Origin of the sequence: Paenibacillus xylanilyticus, from assembly GCF_047246825.1 — a bacterium.
GTDB classification, from domain to species: domain Bacteria; phylum Bacillota; class Bacilli; order Paenibacillales; family Paenibacillaceae; genus Paenibacillus; species Paenibacillus xylanilyticus_B.
The window spans coordinates 84082-101624 of sequence record NZ_JBFOLB010000005.1 but is presented as its reverse complement, the minus strand read 5'-3'; the positions used below and the strand labels follow the sequence as shown (position 1 = coordinate 101624).

The 17543-nt window shown below is 44.2% G+C and carries 10 protein-coding genes; all 10 read left to right on the top strand.

The window, feature by feature from the left end:
• Positions 1–100 precede the first annotated feature (100 nt).
• The gene (locus AB3N00_RS24665) at positions 101–1207 is read left to right on the top strand and encodes a pectin acetylesterase-family hydrolase (RefSeq protein WP_413036928.1); all 1107 of its coding nucleotides are present in this window, start codon (positions 101–103) and stop codon (positions 1205–1207) included.
• A 681-nt stretch (positions 1208–1888) separates the two neighbouring features.
• Entirely contained in the window at positions 1889–3457 is a 1569-nt protein-coding gene (locus tag AB3N00_RS24660; RefSeq protein ID WP_413036927.1) for a hypothetical protein, read from the top strand.
• Between the two features lie 458 nt (positions 3458–3915).
• Positions 3916–5466: a tannase/feruloyl esterase family alpha/beta hydrolase gene (locus tag AB3N00_RS24655; RefSeq protein WP_413036926.1), complete on the top strand. Its 1551-nt coding sequence runs from the start codon at positions 3916–3918 to the stop codon at positions 5464–5466.
• Between the two features lie 70 nt (positions 5467–5536).
• Positions 5537–7141, top strand: a complete 1605-nt coding sequence (locus AB3N00_RS24650) for a carboxylesterase/lipase family protein (protein ID WP_413036925.1) — start codon at positions 5537–5539, stop codon at positions 7139–7141.
• Between the two features lie 223 nt (positions 7142–7364).
• Complete coding sequence (locus AB3N00_RS24645) at positions 7365–8729, top strand: hypothetical protein (protein ID WP_413036924.1); 1365 nt, start codon at positions 7365–7367, stop codon at positions 8727–8729.
• Between the two features lie 273 nt (positions 8730–9002).
• The gene (locus AB3N00_RS24640) at positions 9003–9935 is read left to right on the top strand and encodes an ABC transporter permease (RefSeq protein WP_249912586.1); all 933 of its coding nucleotides are present in this window, start codon (positions 9003–9005) and stop codon (positions 9933–9935) included.
• Positions 9936–9946: 11 nt separating this feature from the next.
• Positions 9947–10819, top strand: a complete 873-nt coding sequence (locus tag AB3N00_RS24635) for a carbohydrate ABC transporter permease (RefSeq protein WP_413036923.1) — start codon at positions 9947–9949, stop codon at positions 10817–10819.
• Between the two features lie 175 nt (positions 10820–10994).
• Positions 10995–13148 carry a glycoside hydrolase family 3 N-terminal domain-containing protein gene (locus AB3N00_RS24630; protein ID WP_413036922.1) on the top strand — a complete coding sequence of 718 codons (2154 nt, stop codon included), beginning with the start codon at positions 10995–10997 and terminating at the stop codon, positions 13146–13148.
• Positions 13149–13262: 114 nt separating this feature from the next.
• Positions 13263–15896: a glycosylhydrolase-like jelly roll fold domain-containing protein gene (locus AB3N00_RS24625; RefSeq protein WP_413036921.1), complete on the top strand. Its 2634-nt coding sequence runs from the start codon at positions 13263–13265 to the stop codon at positions 15894–15896.
• A 465-nt stretch (positions 15897–16361) separates the two neighbouring features.
• Positions 16362–17390 (top strand): alpha/beta hydrolase, encoded by a 1029-nt coding sequence (locus tag AB3N00_RS24620; protein ID WP_413036920.1) that lies wholly within the window; start codon positions 16362–16364, stop codon positions 17388–17390.
• Positions 17391–17543 lie beyond the last annotated feature (153 nt).

The following is a 17543-nucleotide window of genomic DNA, read 5'->3' as shown; positions in this document are numbered from 1 at the left end:
GATTAGATTGAGATGGCTGTCTTTCTTATTATAGGGTCACTCACGACAGAGTTAACCGTTGTAAGAATGGAATGTATAAGACTTTAAAGGAGAGAATCATATGTTGGATAATGTTGAGGGATATAAAAAATATCTTGAAGAACATCAGTTACCTGTGTTGGAGGGAGTGCCGGTTTCCGGACAGTGGTACAGAGTCCCGGTTCCGGGAGCTATTTGTGCAGGGGGTTCACCTTACTGGGGCTACATGCGTAAAGGAACGGAGCCTGGTCTCATCGTCTTTTTTTTAGGCGGAGGTGTATCGATAAATGCCTACACGGCTGCCCGGCCATCCAGGTTAGGTGTGCAAGGAGAAACCTTTTATTTTGACGACAAATCATTGCCATATATGGATATGGCACTTAATCGCGGTATCTTTGATGACACACAGGATAATCCTTTTCGAAACTGGAGTTGCATCTTCGTCAGCTACGCTACAGGGGATTTTCATGTGGGAAATGGTGATTTTCATTATACAACAACGGACGGCTCACCTGCTGTGCTGCACCATCATGGGTACTCCAATTACAGTGGGCTTATGGAGCAAGCGACGAAGCATCTGTCTGCTCCGACAAAACTTTTGATTACGGGAACAAGTGGGGGTGCTTTCGGTGTTGCAGCCTTAGCTTCGGATGTCATGGGTTATTTTCCGGAGTGCAGCGATGTAACCTGCTGCCCTGATAGTGCTTTGTTACTTAATGATCAATGGAGGACAATAGCACAGAACAACTGGCAGGCAAGCAAACGGATATGGGAGCCTCTCCAGGGTCCAAATATCTGTCTTGAATGGATGCGTAACCTCTATGCCGAGAAGGGTAATACCGTTCGATATCTTTATATCAACTCCATTAGAGATGTAGCTTTTGCTATGTATCAACACTATATTGATCACGGCACCTTAGAAGTGAAGCGGGAACAATGTCTGCAATTCGAGAAGGATCTCAAGGAGATGGTGGATACCTTGAAGTCTGAAATCCCCGGCATCGGAATTTTCCTGTTCGACAACCCAATTGGGGAAATGAACCCGGAATCTATGGGTACAGTTCATACCCTAATTCACGACCCCGAATTTTATCGACCGGTCAAACATGGCACAAGCCTGCGAGATTGGCTGTGGAGTGCCGTGAATGGTAACGTGTACAATGCTGGTCTAGACCTACTAGAAGGGTAGATTTGAATAATTCAATTGTAATAATGGTTTACAAGGAAACGAGATAAAGTATGAGAATTTGCAGAAAAATAGGACATTTATGGCTGACGTTGACGCACAGACGACGTCAGCTTTTTTTTGTTTGTTCTCATTCTGTCTCAATTAAATATAAAATGAGATAGGTATTTTAACCGTAATACGACGATTATGGCGCTATCAGTGGGCAAATAAGGACACTCATTATTTATTTATAGCGGGCGGACTCTCCCAAGGGTGAACACGATATTTAAAAGTAAATTACGAAGAAATCCGATACTACGTCACAAAAGCATTGCGAGCATTGGCAGAAGGATCAGTAGGGATAAAAAATAACCGATATTTTGCTCCTTACATAATCCCGCTGTTTGGCCCTTCGTAGTTTAAACTATTATACAAAAGCAATACCAGTTCTGGTGCTTCCAAGTTGTTGTTTGGATTAAGATATCGGATGTTGCTTATTCGTTATTTCATAGGTGACATCATGTTTCTATAATGAAAGCGTAACCAAAAAAATAGGGGGGTTGAATGAATATGAAATGGTTAGCTACCGTTCTTTCTGTTGGTTTACTTACTACTGCGCTAATCGGTTGCAGCAATGTCAATAACAACGGCGAGGCCGAGAAGGGAAAGGCAAATCTGGAAACAACGAAGAAGCTGAATATCGTGAATGGCAAGATTGAGCCAACAGCGTCGTTTACCACAGTTATGGGAGAAAATCCGGGCTATAAATATAGAGAAGGGGAATCCGTTACGGACAATGTGTTCACCCGCTGGGTCGAAGACAAGTTTGGCGTAAAGATTAAAGCTTTATGGACAGGAGGCGGTACGGATGGTTCGTATAATACAAAATTGAAACTCATGCTATCCGCGAACGACGAATTGCCGGATATTATAAGCTCGGCTAATCCCGATAACACCAATCTTCTCATCGATTCGGGCAAGTTTATGGAAGTGGAAGAAGTATTCGAGAAATACGCCTCCCCAACTTGGAAACAGGCGTTAGCCGATATAAAGGATCCCTGGTTACCGGTCACTCGAGACGGCAAAAAGATGGCGATTCCTGGAACTGGTACAGATTATGGGCAAGCAAACAACGTTTTATGGATCCGTCAGGACTGGCTGGACAATCTCAAGTTGAAAGCACCTACTTCAATTGAAGAGTTGGAAACGGTCATGGATGCTTTCGTCAATCAGGATCCCGACGGTAATGGGCAGAAGGATACATATGCCCTGGATTTTGCCATGAAGGATAGGATGACCAGTAGTCTCCTTGGAGACGGGTCCTGGATCTTTGGACTTTACGGGGCCATGCCGGAAAGATGGTATCCAGGAGAAGACGGCAAGCTTCAAAATGGTTCGATTTTACCGGGGGTCAAACAGGGCTTAATGAAGATGAAAGAGTGGAAGGATAAAGGGTATTTTGCGAGCGATATTGCCTTACATGACCCAAATACAATTGTCACCGCGGTCACATCCAATAAGGTTGGAATTGTTGCAGCTCCCTCTTTCTTCATCCAATATCCTGGTTCCATGTTGCTTGCGACCAACCCTACGGCGATGTTTAAACCATATCCGCTGCCTAATGGGGTCAATGGTCCAGCTTTGCACACCTATTTTACGATGTCCGGCGGAATTATGATTAATAAAGATATTTCGGATGAAGCGCTTCAAGCTTTCTTTCATTATATGAACTCGATGTATGCTGTCTACGAATCCGATAACCCGCTTGAATATTTTAAAGGATTTCAAGAGGGCTATCAGTATGTTGTCAAAGATGGAAAGATTGTGACCGACGAGAAGCAAATTCCCGGTGGAAAGATTGATTCGAACAGTTACATTTTTGGGGGCATGCCGGATGTTTCATCAAAGATGAAGGAAATAATAGTAAAAGTAGCAAAGAAAGAAGAACTCACAAAGAAAGATCAAACTTTTATGCAAGCTCTTGGGATTGCAGATGACACGAATCCATTACAAAGAATCGTGTACGATGCGATGCTTCTGTCCATGGATGGAGAATCTTCGCGCGTAAAGGAACATTACAAGGGACCGGTAACGCCAACTATGTCGTCCAGAAATGAGCTGTTGCAAAAAATGCAAATGGAGACATTCTCGAAGATCATTTATGGAGAGTCTTCGATTGATGCGTTTGATAAATTTGTAGAGAAGTGGAAGTCTTCGGGCGGAGATACCATTACAAACGAAGTCAATGAATGGTACGATTCGGTTAAGTAATAAGTAGAGAGGTTCTCGAGCAGATCAAGAACCTCTTTTTACATACTTGTTGATTTCACCAAAAATGGACTGCCTGCATTTTCCGCCAGTTATTCTTTCAACTTTAAAATGCGATATTCATATTTAAATTCCTTTATATCATCCTTGGGAAGCGCCAACTTATAATTAGACTAATTGATTACAGGCTACATTCCAGGTGCCTTTGGTGCTACAGCCCTGGCTTCCAATTTAATCGGTTATTTCCCTGCTCGTCGCGTTGTGACCTGCTGCGAGGACATTCTCTATCATCGATGGCAGTCAGTAGCGCGACTTTTGGCAGGCTAGAGGGTCTGCAAATGCTGGAGATGGATGTTGAGATCTGTTTATCCTAAGTCAAGCGTGGACTCGAGGTTAATTTGGCATGGGATAAGCAGCTCGTTCTTCTGTACTTTTCAAGAAAAGACGAAAGGGGCACCAACATGTGTACTGAAGATGAGGCAAGAGGAAAACTGAAATCCCTGAAAATTACAAATGGAGAAATTACGCAAATCGAGTTTGTGACAGCTGGCGTGCCTGATTTTGGTCTGGGCTTTCCATTGGAACCGCTTCCGGAGCACTGTCGCGTCTGCGTACGAATGAGTCCGGAAGGCGAATCGAATATTCTGATCGAAGTATGGATGCCGCTCACCAATTGGAACAGTAACTTCTTGGGGACTGGAAACGGGGGCCACGCAGGCACCATGAACCGATTGTCTTTGATTAATGGAATCCGTCGAGGATATGCTACAGCCAATACAGATATGGGAACCGCCCCGGACCCGGACATGCTTATCGGTAAGCCGGAAAGGTGGGTTGACTTCGGTTACCGGGCAACGCACCTTATGACCGTTGTTGCAAAGGAAATCATTCAAGCATTTTACGGCAGAGCGCCTAAATTTTCTTACTTTACAGGAGGCTCCACTGGTGGTCAGCAAGGATTAATGGAGGCACAACGGTATCCTGAAGATTACAATGGGATTCTAGTGATGGCACCAGCCAATAATCGTACCCATTTACACATTGCTTTCATATGGAATTGGCTTGCCCTAACGCAGAATCCGGATGCAGGGTTTGACGAACAACAGGCTGCAACTGTTACGGAGCAAATCCTTGTGCATTACGGCGCTGAAGGCGGATGCATTCCAGGAGACCATTTTTTTGCACAGCCTGATCGGATAACCGTTAATACGGATATTTTTAAAGACGGTAAGCTATTGAATGATGAACAGATCCGTGCAATGCAAATCATCTATAACGGTCCTGTAAACCCTGTAACGGGAGAACGGATTTTTGCTCCGGTTGTTGTACCGGGCAGTGAGCGTTTTCCTTTGGGCCTTTCCGCTCAAAGTGATAAGGATGAGTTTGCTAAAGGTTTTCTTTACCTATTCCGCTGGATTTTTGGCAAAGACTATGACTTCGCGAAGTTTGATTTTAATCGCGATGTGGATTTTGTTGACGAACAGTTGGCCCCAATTCTAAATGCAAATAGCGCAGACTTGCAGGATTATAAGAACGCGGGCGGAAAAATTATCATGCTTCACGGCACGGCCGATCCGATTATCCCGTACACGGACTCCCTGCAGTACTACGAGCGGGTGATCGAAGCACAGAACGGCCTAGAAAATACACAATCGTTCTTCCGGTATTTCATCATCCCGGGGCTTGCCCATGTCTTCGATGGTCCAGGTGTTCAGGATATTGGAATCGGAATCCGGGCAACGCCCAAGGATAGAGAACATGATGCGCTAACTGCGCTTTCTGCTTGGGTCGAAGAAGGAATCGCTCCGGAACGGTTGCTGCCTGTTGCCTTCAAAGATGGTTCGATAGTGAACGGCTTTATTTTGGATGAATACGAGTATGAGAGACCTGTATATGCCTATCCGAGCATGGCTGTATACAAATCGGGTGATCCCAATCAGCTCGCTCATTATAGTAAAGAGAAACATATCATCAGCAATTTGCCAAAACCTGCTCTTAAGTACCTGAATTGACAGTTCAAAGAAAAACGATTCGGTTTCTATACGAAGGTTATTCTCAGCAAATGACAGGAGGATATAGGATATGAAACCTGTAGAACAAAGTTGGTCACAGGTAACTGAAGTTAACCCGGTCATAGAGATTAATACCGGAAAAATCATGGGGTTTAATCGAAATGGAAACGGCGTTTTTTTAGGAATTCCTTACGGTGATCGCTGTGATGGAGAGTACCGTTTTAAAGCACCGCGACCAGCTACGAGGTGGGACGGAATACGAGACTGTACCCGGTTTGGTCCGATCGCAATGCAGGAACAGAACTCGCTGGATACGTTGCCTGATGCAGTGAGACAAGTGCTGTTGGAATACGGTAAACACTTTTCCGGCGGGACTCCTTATGACAAGCGTGAAGAATATTGCGATGAGAACTGCTTGGTTCTCAACGTGGTAACTCCCGGAATTGATGAGAGAAAACGGCCAGTTATGGTGTATATTCATGGTGGCGGTTATATGTCCGGCTCGGGAGCGGTAACGGCGGCAATCTGCGACCGATTGGCGGACGAGGAAGATATCATTATCGTGACAGTTAATCATAGATTGAATCTGTTCGGAGGATTGTATCTTGGAGAATTTGATGAGGAATACGCGGAGTCCGGAATAGCAGGACAGCTAGACTTGGTTATGGCCCTGCAGTGGATACGAAGTAATATCGAAAAGTTCAGTGGCGACCCGTCAAATGTTACATTGATCGGCGAATCCGGTGGCGGAATAAAAATCGGGCATCTGATGTCGATGCCTGCTGCCAAAGGGCTTTACTCAAAGGCAATCATCGTTAGCGGATCGATTCAGATCGGAGCCAAAACAAAAGAACAGGGTACGGCTGAAACGCTGAAGGTGTTGAAGCAGCTTGGCATTGCTAAAAAGAATTGGCGAAAGCTTCTGGAAGTACCGGCAGAAACCTTGATAGGTACCATTCGCGGAATGAGATTGGTGCAGGAAGAAAGCACTCCGTTTTATCCAACACCCGACGGTGTACACATTCCCTTCAATCCGGATCGCGTTTATCAAACATTTGATTGTTCAGCGGAAGTGCCGCTTCTGGTGGGTGCTTCCGAGGAAGAACTGGCTATGGAAGTAAGGGATCCCATGATGACCTGGGAAGAGGTAAGAATAGAGTTGCTTAAGCAGAGCTTTGCTGAGGTTCAAAGGATAAAAGGCCTGTCGGAAGATAATGTGGATGCGGTGATTCGAACCTTTCGCGATGCATGTGAAGACCGGAAACAACCATGGAAAATCTTGGTACAAATTATTTCCATGTGTCATTTCCTTGGTGGCGGTGCTTATAAGAATGCCATGGCTAAGGCAGAGCAAAAGGTTGCGCCGGTTTGGCATTATATGACGACCTATGATTCTCCGATGCCAGGAATGGGGGCGCTGGCTTGCGCTTGGCACACAGCTGATTTACCGTTGATTTTCCGTGCCGTCTATCATAAAGAAGCCGAAAGACTTTCAAAGTCAATGGCGCACGCCTTGGCCTCCTTCGCCCGTACCGGTTCCCCGGCAACAGAAAAGTTGGATTGGCCGGCATTTACCGTAGAAGACAAAAAGACCATGCTATTCGATGAAGAATCGGGCTGGAAAGAAGATCCTTATCAAGCGATTCATAAGGTTCTTGACGAAATCAACACATGAGTAATCGAGAGGAGCCAATATGCTTCAGATCTATGATATAAGAACGGAATACTTTTCGAATAAGATGGGCTTGGATACGGTAACCTCGCTTTTTATAGAAATTAAGAAGCAACAATCGGGGAGTCCTCCAGATAAGTTATCGTATCGTTGCAAGAACATCTGCTTTTACAAAAATTAGACAAGGGGGGAGGATGTATCGGATTACGGATACATCCAAAAGAAGATGAGAAAAAATCTGTTTACTGTAAATGAAGATAGATTTTTTGCAGAAGCATTTTCTAAAACGCTTGATATGAACCAGTCAGTTGAACTGGGAGGTTTAGCAATTAGTCTTTATAAATCTTTATCAGATAACAGCAAAGAGACATTAGATAATATTCAGAAAGTATATGAGGTTTATGAAATTGCCAGTTTAACGTTCTATCCCAATGGAAAAGTAAGAGTTGCTCATAAAATTACCGATAAAGTTTATCATGCGTTGGCAGAAAATGACGTGTTCAAATACATGATGAAACAAACGGCCAATAAGGTGCTGGACTACTCGGTTGATCATGAAAAAGGGCTCATCGATATAGGGGATGGATCGACATATGTCTACAATATGGAAGTTGACTCAATATATAGACAATCCATATTGGCTAATGAAGTATTTTTTTCTTCCGGACAAGTAGGAGATATTCCTTCGGATGAGAACGAAGCTGCTTATACTGTGATGAGGAATGTTTCGTATGGTTCTAATCCGTCAGATATACGAAATCAAATGGATGTGTATATACCTGATAATTTGGATACGAGTAAGAAAAATGGAGCGTTCCTCCTTCTTTATGGTGGTGGATGGGTATCTGGAGGGAAAGAATCCACGCAGAGTACTGCTCGGATGTATGCTTCCAAAGGATATATATCCATTGCCATTAATATGCATAATACCTACATTAATCCCGAAACTCAAAAAACAGAGACGACAGTTTTTGATATGTTGAATGATATTCACAATAGTGTTAAAAAGTTAAAAGCACTATCTGACGAAAATAATTGGAATATAACTCAAATGGCTACGTACGGTGGATCAGCTGGAGGAAATCTTGCTCTGCTTTATGCATACTCAAGAGGAACAGATATGCCGTATTTTGAAACAGAAGAGATTTTGCCAGTAAAATTTGTAGTAAATCTGGTAGGTCCAGTAGATATGCATTTTTCAGCTTTCGGAGGAGATAAAGACTGGGAGGATCACGAGGCGCATGCAGCATTGATGGGTTCAGGGATTACACTAAAATTGACCGGTGCAGCAAATAATCCGGAGCTGACAGAAGAAGAAAAGGAAAAACATATACAAGCCATGTCGCCAGTGTATTACGTAGAAACGTATGGTGGAGTCCCAACGGTGATGGGGTACTCTAAGAGAGATACCGCAGTAAATCCAAAACATGGGAAAATTCTAAAAGAACATCTAGATAAGAAATCTATCCAAAATGATTTATTCACGTTCCCTAAATCAATTCATGGTTTAGATGATGATCCAGAAGAGGCTGAAGCATTCCATGCTAAATCAATTGAAAATGCAGAAATCTACTTCAACGTAATGGATTAAGTTAAAAAGCAGGAATAACCTTTATGGCTGACGCTGACACATAGTCGACGTCAGCTTTTGTTGTTCATTCTGTTTTAAATTGCAATTTTATGATTTTAAAAGATAGCGTCATTGGCGCAGATTAGAGCCTGCTACTCCTTTAAATAGCATTCTGCATATTCAATATTTAGAATGCGTTATTGGTATTTGCATTGCTTTATATCAAGCCGAAATGGCAGAAATTATAATGAAAATGAACATGGATTATAAGAATCAGCTGGGAGGATTTAGATCATGGGCATGAATACTGCTGTACCGGCAAAAAAAATGAAATTATCCAGAACAAAAGGTAGTTGGGGATTATATTTGATGATCCTGCCTGCGGTGGTACTGACGGCGATTTTTGTCTATGTACCCATGAGTGGCCTCTTAATGGCCTTTCAGGATTATAAGCCTTATCTGGGGATCTCCAAATCTCCCTGGGTCGGGTTAGACCAATTCAAGTTTTTATTTGAGTATCCCGACAGCATCCAAGTTATTTGGAACACACTGAAAATTTCGTTCCTCAAATTAGTCATCGGCATGATCAGTACGCTTGGGTTTGCGCTATTGATCAATGAAGTGAAACATAAATTTCTGCGCACATCGGTTCAGACCTTTGTGTTTCTGCCTCACTTCATTTCCTGGGTGGTGCTCGGGGGCATTTTCATCCAGCTGCTGAATCCGGAGTATGGATTGGTGAACCAGCTGCTCAAAGCCTTGGGGCAGGAGCCTGTGTTCTTCCTGGGGAGCAACCACTGGTTTGTGCCCATTGTGCTATTGACGGACGCATGGAAAGAATTCGGCTACGGGTCCATCATTTATCTGGCGGCTCTGGTGGGCATTAATCCAGCTCTATATGAAGCCGCTCAAATCGACGGAGCGGGCAAACTGAAACAAATGTTGAATATCACCCTCCCAAGTCTGATCCCCACCATCTGTGTCATGCTGACGATCTCTCTGGGCGGCGTGCTCAATGCAGGCTTTGACCAGATCTTCAACTTGTACAATCCGCTGGTCTACGAAAGCGGCGATATCATCGATACCTTTGTGTACCGCATTGGCTTGATCGGTGGGAACTACAGTTTCGGTACAGCCATCGGATTATTCAAGTCCGTGGTGGGTCTGATCCTGATTCTAGTGGGATACCGGATCGCTTACAAAGTTGCAGGTTACAAGATTTTCTAAGGAGTGGACCTATGCGTACAACAGCCAAATTCAGTACATTTCAACTCATCAACAATCTGGTCATGATCATGCTGGCCGTGATGTGCATCCTGCCCTTTCTGCATGTGTTGTCTGTATCTTTAAGTTCCAGTGCAGCCGTATCCGCCAATAAAGTGACGTTCTGGCCGATTGGTTTTAACTTGGGTTGCTACAGCAAGGCACTGGAAGATACCCAGTTACTTCGTTCCCTCTGGATCTCGGTAGAGCGGACCTTGTTAAGTGTCACGCTGGGACTGCTGGTGACCAGTATGGCAGCCTATGTGCTCTCCAAAGGCGGAGGACGAAACGGGATTGCAGGTTACAGATGGTTTGTCGGATTTTTTATTGTAGCCTTGCTGTTTAACGGGGGAATGATCCCGACGTATTTGGTAGTGACCAAAATCGGTCTGTATAACTCGATATGGGCGTTGATCCTGCCGACGATGGTCAATGTCTTTAACATCATCCTGATTATGAATTTTTTCAAGGCATTGCCGAAAGAGCTGGAAGAAGCCGCTTTTATCGACGGTGCCGGGCACTGGAAAGTGTATCTGAGAGTGATAGTGCCCTTATCGCTGCCCGTCATGGCGACCGTGGGTCTGTTCACCGTAGTAGGGGAATGGAATGAATGGTTATCCGGTCAAATCTATATGAAGCCGGAGAACGTGCCGCTGAGTACGTTTTTGAAAGCTGCCATATCCATGCCGAATATTGATATCAAGAATGCAGAAGAGGCCGCGAAATTCAATGCCGTGTCCCTGAATTCTGCACAAATCTTCATCGGAGCTTTGCCGATCTTGCTGATCTATCCATTCCTCCAAAAATTCTTTGCAAAAGGTATCGTCATTGGTGCTGTGAAGGAGTAAGTACATTCAGGAATGGGAGGGCCAAAGTTCATATGAAGAAAAAAAAGAAATCAGCAGTACTGGAAGCGATGGAAACGGACGCATGGTCTTTATTTATAAATAATCTGAAAAATTCAATGTATATGTAGTAATGACCGGTAGCTAAACTCAATTTATATTTTCCGGAGGAATCAAATTGAAGAAGAATTATGAAGATGAAATTCAATCCTTATTACTTAAAATGACCATAGAAGAAAAGGTTGGGCAACTTCAACAGTGTGGCCCCTCTTTGGTAGGAGCATTCGATGTAAGTTTTGAAGAAGTGGTGAATATGGTGTTTGACGGAAGAATCAGCAAAGCTGATTTCCAGAACATGATGAGTACAGCTAAACAGGATTTTCATGAGGAAGACTTAAGAGCAGGTAAAATCGGTTCTTATAATGGACTAAATGATGCGAAAAAGGCTAATGAGCTGCAAAAAATAGCTGTAACTGAAACGCGTCTAGGTATTCCACTTTTGTTCGGATACGATGTGATTCATGGGTATCGCACCGTAACACCAATTCCGCTTGCAGAAAGCTGCGCGTGGGAGCCTGAATTATGGAAAAAAACAGCAAGGGTCTCGGCAGAAGAAGCGACGGCCGGCGGTGTCCATATGACATTCGCTCCAATGGTGGATGTAGCAAAGGATGCCAGATGGGGCCGTATCAGTGAAGGGGCAGGAGAAGATGTTTTACTGTCATCCATTTACGGTGCTGCAAAAGTAAAAGGATTTCAAGGGGATGATTTGACAAAGGAAGAGGCGATGGTAGCCTGCGTTAAACATTTTACCGGTTATGGTGCAGCGGAGGCGGGGAAAGATTACAACCGGGTGGATATGTCGATGCAGCGTTTATTCGAAGAATATCTTCCGCCATTCGAGGCTTGTATCAAAGCCGGAGCAAGAGCGGTCATGCCCGCTTTTAATGATATTAATGGAATGCCATGCACGGTGAATTCATGGCTCCTTACGGATATTCTTCGAGGTAATTGGGGATTTGACGGAATGACCATTAGCGATGCGAATGCTATTGCAGAATGTGTCACTCATGGAATTGCAGAGAACCTAGCAGATGCAGCTAAGCAGGCCATTGAAGCCGGACTTGACATGGATATGACCTCGAATGCTTACAGCGAAACGCTGGCCGAACTGATTGCTAACGGTGACGTGGAAGAACAAGTGTTGGATCGAGCTGTTGCTAATATCCTGCGGATTAAGTTTGAGCTGGGATTATTTGATCGACCGTACCGTACTTCGGAAGCACGTGAGAAAGCTGCTATATTGAAGCCAGCCTACCGTTCACTGGCAAGAGAGGCTGCCGAGAAATCCATCGTTCTGCTGAAAAACGAAAATGTACTGCCTTTAAAAAATGGAGTAAAACTCGGTTTAGTGGGTGAGCTGGCCAATAACCGGGAGGAAATGACAGGAGCCTGGGCCATCAAGGCAGACGGGGAAGACTGTGTAAGCCTTGTCGATGCTTGTAAAGCTCAAGGGATTAACTTTATTTACATGGCTGAAGATACAGTGATCTCTGAAGATTGCGATGTTTATGTCGCTGCCATTGGAGAATTCAAAAATCAGAGTGGTGAGGCGGCCAGCCGTGCTTCTATTGAGCTGCCCACAGAACAGATCGATTTATTGAAGAGATTAATAGAAACAGGAAAACCGGTGATTGCCGTTCTGTTTAATGGAAGGCCTCTGGCAATTCCATGGGTAGCGGACAACGTACATGCAATTGTCGAGGCATGGCATCCGGGTGTAGAAGCGGGAAATGCCATTCTAAATATACTGTTCGGGATAAAAAATCCATCCGCTAAATTAACCACAACCTTCCCTTATTCCAGCGGGCAATGCCCAGTATACTATGCACATATTAGTACCGGTCGCCCGGGAGGAAAGAGTAAATTCACTTCAAAATATTTAGACACACCGCTTGCGCCGGTTTATCCGTTCGGATATGGCTTAAGCTATACAACATTCGTATATTCGGATTTGCAGGTGAGAAAAGAGCAGGAAGGAATCAGAGTGTCCGTTAAGGTAAGGAATAGCGGAGATCGCGAAGGAACTGAGATTATTCAATGCTATATTCGCGATATCGTGGCGAAGCGTGTCCGGCCTGTAAAGCAGCTGATCGATTTTACGAAGATTCCATTGCAGGCAGGAGAGGAAAGCGAAGTCGTCTTTCTAGTGCCCTATCAGGCAATGGGCTACTATGACAAGAGTATGAACTATGTTATTGAAGAAGGAGAATTTGAAATTTTTGTGGGAGGTAATTCAGTAGATTGTCTGTCAAGTAAGTTCTGTCTGTAAAACAGTAAAACTTGCACTCCTGCGATTTTCAGAAAAAGAACAAAACGAGATGGATACCTATTTGCATCAGATTTCAAATCAAATGAGTTAAAGACAGAAGGGAAGGATCCTGAAGTGCCACATAAATTAAATGATGTTCTATCCGAAAGAGAAGCTAATTATATCTTGCCGTTTTTTTGGCAGCATGGGGAAGACGAAGAGGTGCTTCGGGAAGAAATGGCAAGGATTCACGAATCGGGCATTGGTGCGGTTTGTGTAGAAGCACGTCCGCACCCCGACTTTCTTGGACCGAACTGGTGGAGAGACATGGATGTGATCATAGAAGAAGCCAAGTCACGCGGAATGCGGGTGTGGGTTCTCGATGACGATCACTTTCCAACAGGTCATGCTGCCGGCCGGTTAAAGGATGCGCCGGAAGAATTGCGCCGCGTTTTTCTATCCAAACTTCATATTGATGCTCTAGGACCGAAGAACGGCTCCTCATTTGCTGTGGCCGTTCCCAATCTTCCCGGATTTTATGAAGCCGCCTCGTCCAACCTGACTATCATTGCGGTTCAGCGGAACTCTGTTACAGGCGAATTATTGGACGAGGCTATTGATTTGACTTCACGGGTGGTGAACGGCAGATTGTATTGGGATGTACCCGAAGGATACTGGAGAATATTTACGGTTTTTGAGAATGCCATCGGAGGAGACCCCTCCAAGCGTGATTACTTGAATCCGCTTGTAAAGGATTCAACCAAAATCTTGATCGATACCGTGTATGAAGCCTTTTACTCACGTTACCAGGAATACTTCGGGAATACCTTTGCAGGGTTCTTTTCGGATGAGCCGGGCTTCTACAGTGGGAAGAATGCAATCATTACCAATTATGAAATTACCGTTGGGCAAGACAAGGCAGACTTGCCATGGTGCCCTGAGATGGGAAGGTTGCTTGAGCAAGAACTGGGTTCTGACTATAAAACACTCTTACCCTTACTGTGGCAAGATGGCGGCAAGGAGGCAACTTCGAAGACCCGCTATTGTTATATGAACTTAGTAAGCATGTTATATGCCGAACACTTCACCGCCCAAATCGGTGATTGGTGTAGAGAACGGAAAATCGAATATATTGGTCATGTAATCGAAGACAACAATACACACGCACGTTTGGGTGTCGGCAGCGGGCATTTTTTCAGAGCGCTGGGCGGGCAGGACATGTCGGGACTTGATGTCGTCCTATGGCAGCTTAATCCCGGTTTTGATGAAATCCCGTCGGCATGGGTTGCCGGTGAAGCCGACAACGAGTTCTTCAACTATGGTCTTGCCAAGATGGCGGCATCGCTGGCCCATCTCGATCCGAAAAAGCAAGGCAGAACCATGGCTGAAGTATTTGGTGCTTACGGTTGGGCCGAAGGTTTGAAGCTGATGAAGTGGATGACTGACCACATGCTCGTGCGTGGGGTCAATTACTTCGTCCCCCATGCGTTCTCTCCAAAGGAATTCCCTGATCCGGATTGTCCTCCGCATATGTATGCGCGAGGGAAAAATCCGCAGTATCGCTATTACAAACATTTAAATTATTATACTAATCGCATGTCCCATCTCCTGACCGGCGGATTGCACATCGCATCGGCGGCTGTTTTGTACCATGCTGAGGCAGAATGGTCAGGACAATATATGTACTTTCATAAACCGGTAAAGGAACTGATGCGTGCGCAGATTGACTGCGATGTGGTGCCGTGTGACTCGATCATTACGGATGCAGCAGTTCAAAACGAAAAACTGAAGTTGGCGAACGAAACTTATGACTGTTTAATCGTTCCTTACAGTGAAGCACTTCCGAGTGAAGTATTGCTGCGGTTTATTGAATTAACGGAGAAAGGTTTGCCGGTTTTCTTTGTGGGCGGGCTACCAGCAAGAACGAGCGAGGGTGGGAAAGGGGAACTTGTAGAGCAATTAAAACGATGCAAACATGTAAAAGTAGTTGCTCTTGAAGATTTGGCACAAAAGTTAAAAAGCTCCGGGTTTACAGATATCCTCACGGACGCCAGCTACCCGTTTCTGCGATACTATCATGTACGGCATCAGGATATGGATGTTTTTATGTTTTTCAATGAACACCCCATTCAGGATATATGTACGGAAGTGATTCTACCGGTTAAGGGTTCGCTTGTCTTCTATGATGCTTATTCCAATAAGGTTATCCATACGTGCAGTGTTCAGGAAGGTGATTCTACCCGAATCTCGCTCGAGCTGTCCCCATTTGAGGCGATTGTTGTGCTATCAAGCGATTGCTTTGAACTATTCGAGACAGCGCCGGACTTGAAAAGAGATGGTGAGGAGATTCTCATTGAATCATTGTGGTCTATCTCGACAGCAATCTCAGAACAATATCCTCACTTTACCCCATGGGCCGAGCATCAAAAGTTGACCGATCTAAGTGTACCTAGTCTTCTACCCGACTTCTCAGGGACGTTCCGATATGAAACATTTTTGAACTACGATGGGCTTAACGGAAAACAACTTATTCTTGATCTTGGGAAAGTATTTGAAACAGCGGAAGTGTTCATAAACGGCACATCCGCTGGTGTCCGGATCAGCGCACCCTACCGTTTTGACGTAAGTAAGCTTATTCAATCAGGAGAAAATACCATTTCTGTTGAAGTAACCAATACGCTTTCAAAAGAGATTACGGATTTCTGTTCCCGGGTAGCACAGCATGAACCGAGTGGTCTTCTTGGACCTGTCCGGTTGAGTGCTCGATAGAATTTTTTCGGAGTTACATGGCAATAAGTAGCTACCGCATCCTGTAGCATTGGATCTCATAGACGGGTACGCTTGAAGCTGTCGCTTACAAAGATGACAAGGAATATGGACGTTAAAACTAAAGAGCTAACTTATGAATGAGGCAGTTGCCCATCCTGATTTTATCTTGAATTCAAAAGGGAACTGCCTTTTGTCAGGGTGACTTAATCCCCCTATGCCTTCCGCGTCTTACTTATACCTATGAGTTGTGAATCAATTGCACCCTTTTACATCAGTTTATTTTCAGTTTAGGTTCCACTAATAAAATATGAAAGAACAAAGATACGGAAACACCTTATTGAAAAAATCAAACTAAAAGGGTTAGGAGGATTGTCTATGAATTAAAAGTGATTGAAGCGAGAGTTAATGAACTGCAAGCTAAGCATAAGTGTTATCGTCAATTCACAAAATAAGAGAGGTTATTACATGAGTGAAAATAATGGAATTCCAGAACATACTTCAGAAAAAAAAAGCTTTTTCAAGCGTTACCGAGTTGCTATCCTTATCGCGTTTATTGCAATCGCGGGCATCGGTGCTTTAGCGTATTATTGGCTTAATACCGCAGGCGGAACGAAAGTGAGTAAGCTCGGCGTTATGAAAATAAGGGAAAACGCTATTACAATCAGAAAAGAAGCGAATGAAAAGGATACTTTGGGTAAGAGAATAGTTATTGAACGAGATGGTAAGGATCCAGTAGAAGCCATCTGGTATGAACCAGAAGGACGTACGGAAGATCTTCCGGTGTTTGTCTATGCGCATGGTGGTGCGTGGATCAGCTTTGATGCAATCGATGGAGATGAATTTAATAAAAAGATCGCAGACTCAGCTAACTGCATCGTTGTCAATCTTAACTACAGATTGCTTCAAACAGAGCCATTCCCTTACCAACAGGAAGAAATGGCTGATACGGTAAAATGGCTGCAGGAAAATGCAGAATCCTTGAAAGTTCAACCTGACAATATTGTCATTAGCGGAGGAAGTGCTGGGGGACACATTACTGCCGGTGCTGCGCTGCTTCTTTCAAGAGAAAACATTAAAGTTGCTGCGCAACTCCTTGAAATGCCCTTTCTTGACTTTACAGCACCCAAAGAGGATGATTTAGGAATTTTTAGTGGGTTTATTGGACAGCTCCATGATACCTTCTTTCCTGATGTTCCCACTGATGACCCAATTGTATCTCCTCCCTATGCTTCAGCGGAAGAACTCAAGAAGCTTCCCCCTGCTTATTTTATTATTGGAAAGCAAGACCCGCTTCATTTGCAGGGCGAACGATATGCAAAGATATTGGAGAAGGAAGGCATTTATACAAATATTAAATACTTCGATACTAATCACGGATATACAGTAGAGAAGAAGGATGAAAACGGCGAGACTGTTAGTGTAGCTGATATCGAAAATAACGAAGCGGGTGAAAAATATAAAATTGAGTTGCTCCAAAGTATATTTAATAAATGACCTATTAGCCAAAGACAGCGTAATGCCTTTAGAAGCACAATTCCGTCTCCCGAGGCGCTCTCTACGAGTCCTCGGGAGTTTTTTAATCCTGTTTACATAAATAAGAACAACATTTGGAGTTCGCTATAGAAGCAGCGTACGCTATGGTCACTC